The organism is Mucilaginibacter sp. NFX135 (genome assembly GCF_048565145.1).
Classification (GTDB): Bacteria; Bacteroidota; Bacteroidia; order Sphingobacteriales; family Sphingobacteriaceae; genus Mucilaginibacter.
This window is the reverse complement of sequence record NZ_CP183412.1, coordinates 1,332,223-1,347,622: the sequence shown is the minus strand read 5'-3', so window position 1 is coordinate 1,347,622 and position 15,400 is coordinate 1,332,223. Positions and strand designations below refer to the sequence as shown.

General features: G+C 42.1%; 14 protein-coding genes. 5 read left to right on the top strand and 9 right to left on the bottom strand.

Features of this window, described 5'->3' with window-relative positions:
* Nucleotides 1–75: 75 nt before the first annotated feature.
* The 9 genes from ACNURT_RS05875 to ACNURT_RS05835 all read right to left on the bottom strand — a co-directional run bounded on the left by ACNURT_RS05875 (nt 76) and on the right by ACNURT_RS05835 (nt 13,390).
* Nucleotides 76–1,545: a rubredoxin gene (locus ACNURT_RS05875; RefSeq protein ID WP_419700945.1), complete on the bottom strand. Its 1,470-nt coding sequence runs from the start codon at nt 1,543–1,545 to the stop codon at nt 76–78.
* A gap of 74 nt (nt 1,546–1,619) precedes the next feature.
* Nucleotides 1,620–5,156 (bottom strand): molybdopterin-dependent oxidoreductase, encoded by a 3,537-nt coding sequence (locus tag ACNURT_RS05870; RefSeq protein ID WP_419700944.1) that lies wholly within the window; start codon nt 5,154–5,156, stop codon nt 1,620–1,622.
* Between the two features lie 4 nt (nt 5,157–5,160).
* Nucleotides 5,161–6,456, bottom strand: a complete 1,296-nt coding sequence (locus tag ACNURT_RS05865) for an MFS transporter (RefSeq protein ID WP_419700943.1) — start codon at nt 6,454–6,456, stop codon at nt 5,161–5,163.
* A 24-nt stretch (nt 6,457–6,480) separates the two neighbouring features.
* Nucleotides 6,481–8,022: an alginate export family protein gene (locus ACNURT_RS05860; protein WP_419700942.1), complete on the bottom strand. Its 1,542-nt coding sequence runs from the start codon at nt 8,020–8,022 to the stop codon at nt 6,481–6,483.
* Between the two features lie 586 nt (nt 8,023–8,608).
* Nucleotides 8,609–8,959 (bottom strand): nitrite reductase small subunit NirD, encoded by a 351-nt coding sequence (gene nirD / locus ACNURT_RS05855; protein ID WP_370998968.1) that lies wholly within the window; start codon nt 8,957–8,959, stop codon nt 8,609–8,611.
* Between the two features lie 24 nt (nt 8,960–8,983).
* Entirely contained in the window at nt 8,984–11,473 is a 2,490-nt protein-coding gene (gene nirB, locus ACNURT_RS05850; RefSeq protein WP_419700941.1) for a nitrite reductase large subunit NirB, read from the bottom strand.
* 599 nt (nt 11,474–12,072) lie between these two features.
* Complete coding sequence (locus tag ACNURT_RS05845; protein WP_419700940.1) at nt 12,073–12,498, bottom strand: hypothetical protein; 426 nt, start codon at nt 12,496–12,498, stop codon at nt 12,073–12,075.
* 468 nt (nt 12,499–12,966) lie between these two features.
* Nucleotides 12,967–13,182: a hypothetical protein gene (locus ACNURT_RS05840; protein WP_419700939.1), complete on the bottom strand. Its 216-nt coding sequence runs from the start codon at nt 13,180–13,182 to the stop codon at nt 12,967–12,969.
* 40 nt (nt 13,183–13,222) lie between these two features.
* Complete coding sequence (locus ACNURT_RS05835) at nt 13,223–13,390, bottom strand: hypothetical protein (RefSeq protein WP_419700938.1); 168 nt, start codon at nt 13,388–13,390, stop codon at nt 13,223–13,225.
* A 247-nt stretch (nt 13,391–13,637) separates the two neighbouring features.
* Between ACNURT_RS05835 and ACNURT_RS05830 the strand changes: the two genes are divergently transcribed.
* From ACNURT_RS05830 to ACNURT_RS05810, 5 genes are all read left to right on the top strand, one after another.
* Complete coding sequence (locus ACNURT_RS05830; RefSeq protein WP_419700937.1) at nt 13,638–13,853, top strand: hypothetical protein; 216 nt, start codon at nt 13,638–13,640, stop codon at nt 13,851–13,853.
* Between the two features lie 4 nt (nt 13,854–13,857).
* Nucleotides 13,858–13,995 (top strand): hypothetical protein, encoded by a 138-nt coding sequence (locus ACNURT_RS05825; protein WP_419700936.1) that lies wholly within the window; start codon nt 13,858–13,860, stop codon nt 13,993–13,995.
* Entirely contained in the window at nt 13,973–14,341 is a 369-nt protein-coding gene (locus ACNURT_RS05820; protein WP_419700935.1) for a response regulator, read from the top strand. The genes ACNURT_RS05825 and ACNURT_RS05820 overlap by 23 nt, the downstream gene beginning before the upstream one ends.
* Before the next feature lie 100 nt (nt 14,342–14,441).
* Nucleotides 14,442–15,107 (top strand): response regulator, encoded by a 666-nt coding sequence (locus ACNURT_RS05815; protein ID WP_419700934.1) that lies wholly within the window; start codon nt 14,442–14,444, stop codon nt 15,105–15,107.
* Complete coding sequence (locus tag ACNURT_RS05810; RefSeq protein ID WP_419700933.1) at nt 15,104–15,358, top strand: hypothetical protein; 255 nt, start codon at nt 15,104–15,106, stop codon at nt 15,356–15,358. Before ACNURT_RS05815 ends, ACNURT_RS05810 begins: the two co-directional genes overlap by 4 nt.
* The last annotated feature ends 42 nt before the right edge of the window (nt 15,359–15,400 follow it).

Below are 15,400 nucleotides of genomic sequence, written 5' to 3'. Positions count from 1 at the left end.
TTTTTTTATTGCAGGAAATTTGCAGAGAAAGACCAAAATTCCATCACTTCTTTTTTAAAGGGACAAAAAGAAATATTACAAATTTCCTCTCCATCCAATATTATCCATACTGTTTTCAATACGAATGAAACTACTCTTTGGTGAATCACAAATCGGGCAGGTATATTCATCTAATATTTGAAAATCGATACCGGGGATAATGTCATTAACTATATCGCCAAAAGTTTGATCATAAATGCTGAAACAGCTTTGGCATCGATAAATATAATGCGTTTCTTTTTCATCTGTTTCATTGGGTAGTACAGACGGGGATATACTATCATCAATCAGAATGCTGTAAAAGTGATTACAAAGCCCTATCAAACACCTGGCAAGATCAACTTTTGGCACTTTTTCCCGGTAGGTTACATAATCTTTTGAGTTTGGATTAAAATCGCTGGTATGCAAAATATCAAACACATCTGGCAATTGTTTTTTAATGATGATAGAGCCCGGCAGCCCCGTTTTGGGCTGCATTTTTATGGCGAAGCAGAGCCGGTAAGTTCGCAGGTCGTATTCCTCAAATATCCGTACCAGCTGCTGTTTTAACTCCAGACTTTCGCTGTTCAGGTTTTCCAGCTGCCAGTTCAGTTCATTGGAGGCATGTCTTACGTTGATCAGGTGCTTATTCAGGATGCTCCCCCATTCTTTGCGGTCGTCTTCGCTGATGCCTTTAATAAGCAATGATTTCCAGGGGGTGGTATATAGCTGACCAATGCGGTTTTTTAGGCATATGGTGCAAATGTCCTTCATAAACTCAAGTGGAAATAGTTCATTTCGCCTGTAAATACCCAGCCAGTATTTATTATTCACATACCGGTTAATGCCTTCGTAATAGGGGAGTTGAAAATCGGGAAGTTTTAACGGTTCTGTTATGGGCTGTGTAACAAAATCATTTTGGGCCATAACCAGATCATGGAATTTTTGATGATTGATCTTTTGCCGGTCATAAAACTGGGCTTTATGGGCCATGATCATCTTTTCGGCCGTTTGGCTTAGCAAAGGAATATCATCTGAGTAAACCATCGATGGCCAGCAATAAATATCGGTTGTTTTCGGAAAACGGACATACAGATACCAGTAATTGCTAATGTTAGAGGTAATGAAATTGAAGTTACCGCTAAAAAAAGGCACAAAGGTTTGATGCTGATCAACCAGGTTGATCTTTAACTTGGGCTTAAAATTAAACAGATCAAATATGTCTTTATAAACACCCTCCTTTATCCAGCTTTCTGTGTTAAAAATGGCATCTGTAACATAGGAGCTAATGATGTTTGGAAATTCATCTTCATTTATTTCATAACTGATCTCGGCCCGCAGCATATCCATTTCCATGTCCTCTAATTGGTCGGCATCGATGCAAAAAAATAATTGCTGCCGGTTTCCGATACGGATAACCTGCGCCCCTGCATTTTCGGCAATGAGCAATAACTCATACAGGTCACCCGCGGATATAACGCCACCGGGCAGGTTTACTTTGATACAACAGGTTTCTTTTTTATCCATAGGGAATAATTATTGAATTAGTGATTTACTGAATTAGTGATTTCAAAAATCCTGACTCTAACTGCTTTACTTCCTCATTTTATGACTACCTCAGCTTTAAGCATTTCTTCTAATAATCGTTTTACTTCCGGACGACATGATCCGCAACCGGTACCCGCGCCCGTAGCGCTGCACAGATCTTTCAGGTTATTGCAGCCTGATGCTATTTTGTTCTGGATATTTTCGCTGCCTACATTGTTACAGCTGCATACCAGCTTGCCCAGCACCGGTTCGGTTTTATTACCGCTACGTAAAAGCTGTATGCGTTTTTCGCTTAACTCAGTTTTATTGGCTATCAGCTCTTTAAATTCCAGGAACTCACTTTTGTCGCCAATAAGTATGGTGCCAACCAGCCGATCCTGATGAATGATGCATTTTTTATAATAGCGTTTGGCCTTGTCGATAAAAACGATCTCTTCATAATGCTGGTTATCCGGGCATTCAGACAAACCAATGCTGCACAGATCGAACCCATGAATTTTAATGATATTCATGAACAGTGTGCCTTTGTAATAACTGGCAATATCGCCATTCATATATTTGGCCATCACTTCGGCCTGTTGCTCGGCGGCGGCGGTGATGCCGTACATGGTGCCTTCAAACTCGGCAATTTCGCCAATGGCATAAATGTCGGGGTCGCTGGTTTGCATGCGTTCATTCACAATAACGCCGCGTTTACATTCCAGACCGCAGTCTTTAGCTATTTCCAGGTTGGGCGTGGTTCCTATAGCCAGGATCATGGCATCACAGTCTATTTTGTTACCACTTTTTAAGCCCACCCCGGTTAATTTTGATCTGCCATAAAACAGCTGCACCTCATCGTCATAATAAATATCGCAGCCCTGGTCGGCCATTTCCTCAGCCAAAAGCTGACTGCCCAGCACATCCAGTTGCCTATTTAAAAAGCGCGAAACACGTTGTACAATGGTGATGCGCATCCCAATTTCTCTTAGCGACGCAGCCATTTCGAGCCCCAGCAAACCCCCGCCTACAATAACCACATGACCACCCTGTGGCACATGTTTGATGAAACCATCGGCATCGTTACGGCTGCGCATGGTGAATATACCCGGCAACGATGGCACATTTTTAGGTACCGATGCCCTGCTACCTGTAGCCAGCAATAGTATATCATATGAGGTTTTAATACCACGCGAATCCGTAACCTGTTTGTTAGTACGGTCCACCTTTTCGATACTTACGCCCCGCAGCATTTTGATGTTGTAGGCAGGCTCTTCCGAATCCTTCATCTTCACTAGCTGCTCCCATGATTGTTCGCCACTGATATAGTCGGGTAGCATAACGCGGTTATAAAATGGATGGTTCTCTTTGCTGAATATCGTGATCTCATCATCGGGGTTTAATTCCCGGTATGATTTTACAAAGCCATAGGCCCCCGCGCCTGCGCCCACCACCACAATACGCTGAAAAGGTTTTTTATATTTTTTAAGATTTACGGCACAAAACTTAAAATCGGGCTCTTTGGATATCGGATCCACCCTGTCGCTGGTCACATTATTGGCCCGGTTCAGGTCGTTATTTAAAATTTTTCCCCAGTGCATCGGCAAAAACACCACGCCCTGTTTTATTTGGGTGCTTAGCTTAGCCTGCACACGCACTTCGCCCCGGCGTGAGGTAATAACGGTAATATCACCCTCATTGAGCTTTAAAGCGGCAGCATCATCTGGGTGGATCTCTAAAAAGGCTTGTTTATAATGCTGATTGAGCTTATTTACCTTACCCGTTTTACTCATGGTATGCCATTGGTCGCGGATGCGGCCCGTAGTGAGGATGAATGGGTAATCATCATCCGGCGCCTCGCTGGTTAAAGTATCCGCAACCGGACTGATCACCGCTTTTGTTGATGGAGTATAAAAAATATGGTCTGTAAATAAGCGCGGTGTGCCTTTGGCCGGGCTTTTCTTTTTATAGGGCCATTGCACCGTTTTTTGCTCTTTCAAAACGGCATAACTCAGGCCGCTGATATCGATATTGGTTTTGGCGGTAAGCTTTACGTGTTCGGCATAAATGTCTGCCGGGCTTTCAAAATTAAAACCTTTATAGCCCATTTTGCGGGCAAAGCAGCAAATAATCTCGGCATCGGGCAGGGCCTCGCCGGGAGGGTCAATCAGTTTGTTTAAATAACTGATGCGCCGTTCAGAATTGGTCATGGTGCCCTCCTTTTCGGCCCAGGCTGCTGCCGGAAGTATCACATCGGCATAAGCTAAAGTTTCGGGCTTGTTGCTGATCTCCTGTACTACCACAAACTTCGCTTTCTTTAAAGCTTCTTCGGCCAGGCGAACGTTGGGAAGGCTGGTAAGCGGATTGGTGCATATGATCCAAATCGCTTTTAATCGGCCATCATTCAAGGCCTCAAACATCTCTGTAGCAGTTAATCCGGGCTTGGATTGAATGGTAGTACCACCCCAGAATTTTTGCACCTCTTCCCGGTGCAGCGGATTACCCAGGTTGCGATGAGCCGGGAGCATGTTGGACAATCCACCAACTTCCCTGCCGCCCATAGCATTGGGCTGTCCCGTTAATGATAAAGGGCCAGAGCCGGGTTTACCAATATGCCCGGTGATGAGGTTGAGATTAATAAGGCTCAGATTTTTGTTTACTCCTATGGCGCTTTGGTTAAGCCCCATTGTCCACATGGTAATAAAGCCTTTGGCTTCCCCAATATATTTTGCAGCCAGGCGAATGCTACTTTCACTCAGTCCGCAAATTTGAGATGCCTCAGTCAGCGTTTTTTCAAAAACAATAGCGCTGTATTGTTCAAAGCCTTCGGCATGATTATTTATAAAGTTGATATCGATATCGCCATTCTCGATCAGCAAGCGACCGATAGCATGGTTCAGCGTAATATCAGTACCCGGATTTATCTGCAAATGCAGATCAGCAATGGCACAGGTATCCGTAGCCCGCGGATCAACCACAATAATTTTTGTGTCGGGATTGGCGGCTTTGTGGGCTTCTACCCTACGCCATAAAATAGGATGGCACCAGGCCGGGTTGCCTCCCATAATGTAAAAGCAATCAGCCAGTTCAATATCATCATAACAAAGCGGCACACTATCCTCCCCTAACGCAATTTTATAGGCAACCACTGCGCTGCTCATGCATAAACGGGAATTAGTATCCAGGTTATTACTGCCGATAAAACCCTTCATCAGTTTATTAACTACATAATACTCCTCGGTTAAACACTGACCTGAAGCATAAAATGCCACAGAATCGGGGCCGTATTTTTCGATGAAAGTTTTAAAAACAGCGGCGGTACGGTCAAGTGCCTCATCCCAGCTCACCTGCTGCATGGGCATACTTTTGTTGTAGCGCATTTGCGGGTAAAGCAGGCGGTCGCTTTTATCATTCACGGTATAATGCAGGTTCATGCCTTTGCTGCACAGCATACCTTTATTTACCGGGTGATCTTTATCGCCCTGTAGTGTAACACTGCCGTTTTTATCCTTATTCAGCACAACGCCGCAACCCACCCCGCAATAGCAGCAGGTAGAGGTTACGGCATTGGCGGTTAACCTGTTTTTTGATGATGATGCCTTTAAGCTCATATGTTTATGCGATACTGCCCGCTATTACCGGGTCAGTTTCTGTACTGGGAACTGTTTGTTTATAAAAACGGGTAATGAAAACAACTAAGGCCACAGCAATAACCGTATAGCCGATATAGGTAAATGCCTGTACATAAGTAATGGAATTTGACTTGAACAGGAAGCCGAACAACATCCCGCCGAAATTTCCACCTGCGCCAACTATGCCGCTTACTAAACCCACATTCTTGGTGTTTACAAATGGCACAATGCCATAAGTAGCGCCATTAGCCATTTTTAGGAAAAGCGCGAATGATAACATGGAAACAATAGCCGCCAGCAAGGTGCCTGATTGCGCGAACAATATCAGCCCGAGGCCCTCAAATAATAGCACACCTGCCAATAGCAAACCCTTGCCACGCATACCAAACTTGCGACCAACCCTGTCTGATACGATACCGCCCAATGCACGGGCAAACAAGTTCATAAAACCGAATATGCCCGCCCAAAAACCAGCCTGACTTTGCGACAGATGAAATGAATCGACAAAATGCAGGGAGGCCACGTTATCGAAAGTGATCTCCATGCCAAAACACATGGCGTAGGCCATAGTCAGGGCCCAGATACGCCAGTCAGCCAGTACACTCCAGTCGGTTTTGGATGATTTGCCTTGTGTGTAACCAACTTCATCGTAGTTGCCGTTGGGCGTATCCTTAGTGTATTTATAATATAGATAAGCGATGATCAGCATCATTACTCCTGGCACGATCATGGCATAACGCCAGGCCTCGGCCTTAGTATGACCAAAACCAACTATGGCCGCAAATATTAAAGGCATTACCATATTGGTTACGCCACCGCCCAGATTGCCCCAGCCGCCGGTTACCGCGTTTGCCGTTCCTTTTAACTGCGGTGCAAACATCATAGAGGTATGGAACTGTGTGATCACAAACGAAGCACCGATAATACCGATAGATAGTCTGAATAATAAAAAGGTAGTATAATCATGCGCCAGGCCCACAAAAAATACCGGGAGCGAACCCACTAACAATAGCCGGATTGCTGTTTTGCGCGGTCCCCAGGTATCGCAAAGTTTACCGATAATAAGGCGTGCTATAATAGTTGCCGACACCGAAGCGATGATGATATTACCCACCTGACCCTTAGTTAAATGCAGCTCGGTACGAATGGTTGGCATTAGCGGAGCCAGGCCAAACCAGCCAAAAAAGCACACAAAAAACATCAGCCAGGTAATGTGGAATGTGCGCATTTGCACACCTTTGAGCGAGAATATATTGAGTTTAGTCAGTTGATTTTCCATAATTTTTGAATTTAATAGCAGGGTTTATTTATTTAAAAATTCGGGTTTAATGTTAATCTGCAGGTAGGCCCATACCGGCTTCAAATTGGCGGTCCCGGGCGTTATATTTTTAGCGTATTCCATGCTACGAGTAGCCGCCATGTAGGAGAGGCCCAAATCAATACCTGTAAACTTATTTAATTTATAGCCGGTGGTAAGGTCGAATTCGGTGCCGAGGTATTTACTTACCGGCTGGCCATTAACGTCTTTCTGATCTTTAGCCAGCATAAAATAGTGGTTGGCCAGCTCCGTTGTAAACCTGCTGTTTGATGAGGTATACTTTATTTTTAAGTACGGGTTACTCAAGCCCCCTGTTGGCGAACCGCTTACCGCATAAAAATAATCCATGTATCCCCAAAACTTATGTGGCGTGCCATACAATGGGTCAAAACGGTGATTGGTTTTTGAGGTAGAGAAAGCATCATTGCCCGAAAGGTAATCCCAGCCGGCAGTATAGCTTAGCTGATTTGGCTTATAGGTGATTGATGTTGTAATAGTATAGGCGCTTAATTCCAATCCATCACGGTCATGACCACCCTGGTAGTAAAACCCGCCGGTTAATGCCAGCTGATTTTTATCGCCAAAAGCCGGATTGATTAACAACCCGGTAGTATAACGGGTATTGACACCTGTTTGGTTAAAGCGTTTGCCATATACGTAGCCCACATCGGTGCCCGAAGTATTTTTAACCGAATCCAGTATGTATTTACTAAACTGATCGGCCAGGAACAAGCCTGATATCTTGGTTTTACTAAACTTTTTGGCCACATACAAATACTCCAAAGCTTTGTAGTTTTGAGTGGCTGCATTACTGCCTGGAGAGTTTAAATAAGCGGGGTTGCCATTTTTAGCACTCAGTCCGGCACTGTTGACAAACGGGATCAGGTTTGCAGGGGTATTTACCAGGTTGCCTTTACTGTCTTTTACTGTAGCGGGGATATTTGCGGGAGTATAAAAGGTGCCATTATAATTAATAGCGTCGGAGTTTTGGTTAAATGCCGCGCCGAGATCAAGCTGCCAGCCATTTTGTAATAATTTTAACACAATGGCATCGTGGCGTCGTCCCTGTTGTGTCCAATCCAGGTTACCCAGCAGGCGTTCATCGTCATAAACCAACTCCTGCCGACCGACTTTGATAGCAAAATAATCAACAGGAGAAACTTTAAAGGAAGTATCTTTTTTGTTTGATAAAATAATTTCGGCCCAGGCTTCATGCAGACTCAGTTTATTGCCGTCAGCAGCAGTTATGGTCGATGCATCCTGCCCCCATAGCCTGACATCCTGAACCGAGGTATGGAAAATAAGCTTGCTCGATTTATAATCAAGCGTTAAACGCGTTCGCTGCGAAATGAACGCTGCATCTTTGTACCCTATGGTTTGCAGGGTACCATAACCATCCCTCAATTCGCCCCTTGTTCGTAATTGTCCCGAAAAAGAGAGCTGTGCATTTGCATTTAAAGAGGATAAGCAAACAATAATAAATGCAATAGTCGGAATAGTGTATTGGTTTAATACATTTTTGTACATTTGAGATAGTTTTTTATTTGTTAAAGCAATGAAAACTGTTTAACCCTGTCTGGGAATGCGACCTCCCGGCAGGGCTTTTTTATGTTTTGTATTTAAATGTTTATATCCATAGGCATTTAAATTTTATGATTCCTTTATTTTACGTTTTTTATTGTCATAAATATATCCAAATTGATGCTATGTATCAATTTTTACAATGTTATTTTCTAATTTTTATGATTTAAATCATAAAAATTCATTTTTTTATCAAATTATCAATTTATAACATCTTAAAAACAGCGTAAATAACATTTTTATAATGAAAATTTTACATTTGATTTATTTAGATTACCTGTATTTTAATTTTTATTGAATTATTTATTGGTTTTTTTATTTAATTACCGATAAATTAATAGAGATATCAAAAAATTTATCACTCGTTATAATATAAATGCGAAAAATTTACGTCAATTATTAATTGATATCATTTAACTAAGTATTCGCATCAGATAAATTTGATTAAAATAAAAAATCCTCCAAAATTTTTAGCTTTTGAAGGATTTTTATTTGCAAAAATACCGAAATGTATGGTTTTTCGTAAACTCAATTAGGTGATCCCTATATAAACCTTACCATCAATAACTTTTACAGGGTAGGTTTTTATTTGATATTCTTCACCTGTAAGACATTCGCCGCTGATTAATGAAAAAGCTTTTTTATGAAACGGGCAAGCTACTTTTGGAGTACAATCATCGCCAGTACTGCCTATCATGCCACGCGAAAGCGCCATCTGCTGTTTGTGCGGGCAAAGATTTTGTGTGGCATACCATTCACCACGGCGCGAAAAATTATACAACGCTATTTGTTCATCGCCATGTTTTACACAGGCACCTCCGTTCTCCGGAACGTCATCTGTGTAACAAGCTAAAACCCATTCAATATCTACTACTGTTTCCATAGTTATGTTTTTAGTTTATGATAATTACCATTTTGCTTTTACCTGTTCGCGCATGGCTTCAAATTTTACTGAAGGATCCTTCTCCTCCGGAGCATTAATAAAATGAGCGAAACGTTTACGCAGAGCGGGATTTTCTACAACCTCTTTCCATTCGCAATGATAGGTATCCACCAGCTGCTGCATTTCCTCGTCCAGCTTTTCGGCAATACCCAGGCTATCGTTAATTACTACATTTTTCAGGTAACTCATACCGCCATCCATTTTATTAAGCCAGGTTGCAGTACGGGTAAGCGGGTCGGCGGTTTTAATGTAAAACATCAGGAACCTATCGATGTATTTGATGCAGGTTGCATTATCAACATCCGTAGCCAGCAATTGCGCATGTTGCGGTTTTGAGCCTCCATTGCCGCACACATACAGATTCCAGCCTTTTTCGGTGGCAATTATGCCAAAGTCTTTTGACTGAGCTTCTGCGCATTCACGAATACAGCCGCTAACGCCTCCTTTTATTTTGTGCGGCGCACGGATGCCTTTATATCTTTCTTCAACTTCAATAGCAAAGGATACACTATCATGCAATCCAAACCGGCACCATGTACTACCTACACAACTCTTAACCGTACGCAACGCTTTGCCATAAGCATGCCCGCTCTCAAAACCGGCATCAATTAATTCCTCCCAGATCTCTGGCAGATCATTAATATGCGCGCCAAACATATCTATACGCTGCCCACCCGTTATTTTGGTATAAAGACCATATTTTTTAGCCACCTGTCCAATCACGATCAATTTATCAGGAGTGATCTCGCCGCCGGGAATGCGTGGAACAACCGAGTAAGTACCGCCTTTTTGTATGTTAGCCAGGTAGCGGTCGTTGCTATCCTGAATGGTATCTTGTTTTACAATCACATCATTCCACAGACTCGATAGGATGCTGGCTACCACAGGCTTGCAAACCTCGCAGCCATCGCCCTTTCCAAAATGATCCAATACCAGATCGTAATTTTTAACCTGGTTTATTTTTACCAGGTCAAACAGTTCCTGGCGCGAATATTCAAAATGCTCGCATATTACATTTTTAACATATTGGCCATTGGCTTTCATGGTGCCTGTAACCAGGTCTTTTACCAATGGTACACAACCGCCACAACCAGTGCCTGCTTTGGTGCATTTTTTAATATCATCAACACTGCAGGCGCCGCTGTTTACCGCCGAGCATATAGCTGATTTGCTTACCGCCTCGCATGAGCAGATTAATGCATCATCAGGCAAACTCATTACACCTGCACCTTCATTAGCTTCGCCGCCGCGTAGGCCCAGTATCAGATCCTCCGGGTTTGGCGGCAGTGCAATTTTGTTATTAACCGTTTGCAGGAGCATGTTATAGGCATCAGCGTCTCCAATTAAAATGCCGCCAAGCAGGTACTTGCCATCATTACTAATGTTGATGCGTTTGTATATTCCTTTATGGGTATCCTCAAATACAATGGTGCGGCAATCTGGCTCAGTGACAAAAGCATCACCAAAGCTGGCTACATCAACACCAATCAATTTAAGCTTAGTGCTCATGTCGTACCCGTAAAACCCTTTCTCGTTGCCCGATAAATAGCTGGCAACAACATCAGCCATTTCATAGCCTGGAGCTACCAGACCGTATATCATGCCTTCGTAAAGTGCGCACTCGCCTATGGCAAAAATGCACTCATCGCTGGTTTGCATTTTTTCGTTAACAACGATGCCGCCGCGGGTGCCGGTATGCAGTCCCGCCAGTTTTGCCAGTTCATCGCGCGGGCGGATGCCGGCAGATATTACCATCATATCGATAGGCAAACTGGTATCATCATTAAACTTTAACGCTTCAATTTTGTGATCGCCAACAAAGGCTGCAGTATTTTTATTGAGATGAATATTTAAACCGAGGCTTTTTAATTTAGATAGCAACATGCCACTGCCTGCAGAATCTATTTGCCGCGGCATTAAACGGGGGGCAAACTCTATAACGTGCGTTTCTTCAATACCCAGATCTATCAGTGCTTTTGCAGCCTCAAGACCTAAAAGACCGCCACCCATTACAGCGCCAACTTTAGCATTGACGGCATAAGTTTTGATCAGTTCCAGATCATCAATGGTGCGGTAAACAAATACGCCTTCTTTTTCAACGCCCGGAATATCGGGTACAAAAGCCGATGATCCGGTGGCCAGCACCAGGTAATCATATTTAATGGTAAGCCCTTTCAGGGAATGAATAGTTTTTTCTGCCCGGTTTATCTCCTGAACAGGATCGTTAAGATATAACTTTATGCCATTATCAGCATACCATGTGTCGGTAGATAACGATAGGTCGCTTGCTGTTTTTCCGTTAAAATATTCGCTGAGGTGAACCCTGTCATAAGCAATTCGGGATTCTTCGCCAAAAACAATGATATTGAAATGTGATGACCGGGCTAATAGTTTTTCACAAAACTTATAACCCACCATTCCATTGCCAACAACTACGATGGTTGGTTGAAACATAACGATTTTTTTAAATGTTAAAGCAAAAACTGTATTTATAACGCGTTATAGTTGCGACCTTAAAGCATTATGATAACAATATTAACTAATTAATTCAATATTTCAATTTTTAAGCACTATAAAAATTGAATTTTTTATCATTTTTATGATAATCGTAATAATTTAATGGTTTATGGTTTAAAATTTTATACTTTTTTATGATAATAATCATTTTAAGGTAATTTAAGTTCATTACACTTGCCATTAACAGGAGTTTAAGGCAAATTCACAAATTTAATATATGCATAGCGCATGAAAATCCGAAAGTCAAGGAAAATTCAGTACGCTAAATTGCCTATGTTATTTTAAGTGTCAAATTCGATGGTAATTTTGAGACAGTAAAGAATTATTTCGTCGTTTATAGTGGCAGTATAATCAGCCCATCACTTTTAAAGTATGGATCAAGTTTGATATTTAACGATTTAACAGTATTGCTTGTAATCGGATTGATTGAATGATACAGGATAATGTGCTTGATGAACACTCAATATAGCGGCAATACCCAATAATATAAGACTTCTGGATTTTTTAAAGCAATATGAGAACTGCCATTGCAGCGATTAATGCGAGGGGAATATCCCGATTGCGCATTTTTGTAAATTACGCAGATTTATCTTTATTCTTTTGATAGTTGCCTTGTCTTTTTGAATGGAATCAGTCATTAAATGAGCCAGTTCATGAATTATTCCCTCATCACCAACAACCTCTTCAATCGATATCGTTTTAGATTTAAGTGCAATAAAAGAAAGGTAACAAGCCAGGTGAGTTATAACAGGTAAATTCTCCAAAAAAGCTTTATCGCTTAAACTGCTATAATCTTCAATTGTATTTATGTGTTGCAATTTAGTTTCAATTTTTTCGCCTATGTTTCTTAAGTTAGAAATATATTTTATTTGCTTAATACTGTTACCCAATATGTATGAGGAATATTTGTTCCCGTTTAAGATATATGATGTGTAAACTCCGCGTGCCCTATCAATTTCCATTTTTTTCAGTTTAATAAATTATTGCTTAATCCTGCAAAATTGAAGTGGCTTTGTCGCCGAGTAGAATCATGATGTATAACGTCATAAATTCAATCACGTTCAATTTGCAGAACTATTAATCAATTAACAAAGAAGACCTTTCAAGGTTGTGATTAATTAAAAATATTTCTTATTAATTAATTAATTATTTGAGATTCTTTTATCTTGAAAGCAGGATATTACATTCTGTGACCGCCGGTAGCTCCGCTGCATTTATTCTCGCATCTTCAACAGCTCTTATTTGGCTGGTGCCCGGACCGATATTACATTAGCTGAATGAGCTGCCGGCCTCACATGAAAGCACCGGTAACCATATGGTTAATATATAGGATTTGACTAAAGCGGGGTTTGATTACTTCTATAAATTTTATATCTGCTTATCTAACCCAACAGCAAAGAAAAATGATCTGTTAGCCAAAGCCTATTAGTTCAAGTGTGCGCCTTGCGCTGATTTTTGAAAATAGCTGGTTCGGCGCCATTGTTCTTCCCTTCGGGAGTTTCGAGCGCGGCATGCGGCTTGTCGGTTGAATTTATAGTATTGATTCCTTTATTTACGTCCGACTGGCTTAGTATGTCTTTTGGATTGGGCAGGTCAAAGCTACCTACCGGATGAAGCGAGTCATCAGTTATTCTTTTTTTCTTCATGGTATTTACGGTTTAGCCTAAAGCTCCCACAGGCGCTTATTTACTTATTCAGTTTCTTCTCTACCACGCTTCGCTGGTTAGAGCCTGTTGCTTTCTTGGCTGCTGCTACATTCTTTGCCGTTGTTCCTTTTTTGCGTGCTTCATATTTCAATTCATGTGGTTGCTCCGATACAGAGTTTCTTTCCACTTTTGCTCCTCTGGTGCTCATAGATTTATTTTAGATGTATCTGATAAACAAGTAATAATATGGATGGTTTTAATTTAAAAGTAAATAATTATCCTTATTAGAATTATTAAGTGAAGATTTTGAGAAAATGAATAATAATTGTGGCGGTAAATACATGGGGCAAACTGCCGAAACGGGTAGTTCACCCGCTATGAATGCGTAATTAAACACCAAACCGCCCAGATAAACAGTATGTTATTCTACCATTAGTTTACTTAAAAATAATAATATGAAAAACTTCACGCACATTTTAGTTTTGGTGGCATTGTTGAGTGTCGGTTTGACAGCTTGTCAAAGTAAAACGAATAATAACAGCAGTACGGATAGTACTTCGTCCATGAGCAGCGGAAATGCCGACAGCGCCAATGGCGGTACGGGTTCAGGAATGGCTGCCGACACTGCCCACCAAAGCGATAGTACCAGAAAAGACAGTACTAAACGCTAATGGTATGAAAACGCTATTTATCCTGCTGGAAATGGCCGGCTGTCTACAGTTAACATCGATACTGGCGCAAAAAGACGCTGTGACCGGTAATTTTGTCCAGAAACTAATTACCGATGAATATGCGTTTGCTGCTGATCGATGATGACGCGGCGTTGTTAGATCTGCTGACCGAGGTTTTCGAAACGGAAGGCTATCATGTAACTGCTGTAGCAGAAGTAAGAGATCTGGCCGGGCTGTTGGAAAGCAGCCGGCCAGATCTGATCATTACGGATTATTATTTGAAAAACGATTGTAACGGTCGCGATTTGTGCTGTCAGATCAGGAGACTCGCGCATTTTGCAGAGCTGCCGATCATAATGTTATCGGCCTGGCCTAAAGCCAAATCGGCTTGGGAAAGCAAGTTGTGTCAAGTCCTGGTCAGTAAACCTTTCGATGTATGGGAGCTATTGGCCTGCACTGGCGAATTGATTCGTTTACGGCAGACGTAGTTATTTCGGCTTTATACGTATTTTACGCATTCATATTGCGTAGTTATCTCACAAACTTGCCCTCACGTTATTTTGTTAAAACTCAAAGAAGTAATGGATTATGGAGAAAGTTCTGATAATCGAAGATCATGGCGTGGTCCGCGCCGGCATAAGTCATATCCTGGAACAAGAAGCGGGACTGGTAATTACCGGGTTGGCAAAGAACGGAAAAGAGGCGCTGGAATTGGTCAGGAAGGGCCTGAAACCTGATGTTGTACTGTGCGATCTACACTTGGGAGATATGTGCGGCATTGATGTTGTGCGCGAATTTCAGCAACTGGTGCCGGAAGCCGGTGTGATCATGCTGACCGTAGAAACCAGCGAATACTATATTTCAGAAGCATTCCAGGCTGGTGTCAAGGGTTATCTTTTAAAAGAAGCGGATAGCGATGAACTTGTCCATGCGGTCAGAAAGGTACTGCAAGGAAAATATTTCATTTGCACCGGATTGGCAAGACAATTGCAGGCACGGCTGATCCGGCAAAATGATGAAAGTGCTAAGCAGCCATCAGTGGAACTTTCCGAACGGGAATCAGAGGTTCTGCGCCTTTTGGCCGATGGAATGACCAATGTCGAGGTCGCCAATCGCCTGTTTACCAGTAAGCGGACGGTGGAAGGGCACCGGCTGTCCCTGCTACAAAAGACTGGTACCCGGAACGGGTTAGAATTGATTAAAGTGGCTATGCTGCAGGGTCTTTTAAAAATCCCCGGAGAAACCTCAATATGACTGGAGAAAATTCATTGGCAGAAAAAGTAGCAGCTGTGCTGAGTGTTAGTCTTAATGGAAGGGCCAGCGTGACCGGCGGTGACGGCCATGTGTTGATCGCACTTCATGATGATGATTTTAAAAAACACTTCACTCAAATTCGCCAACAGGTTTCGCTTATTGTTGACGAAGCCTTTCCTAACCGACCTGAAGATATTTCACTGTTATTTCAGAATGAAGACGGTGATCATCAGTGGCAATTCGATTTATAACATTTATTCAAGCAAATAATATTGACTATCGATGCGCGATGT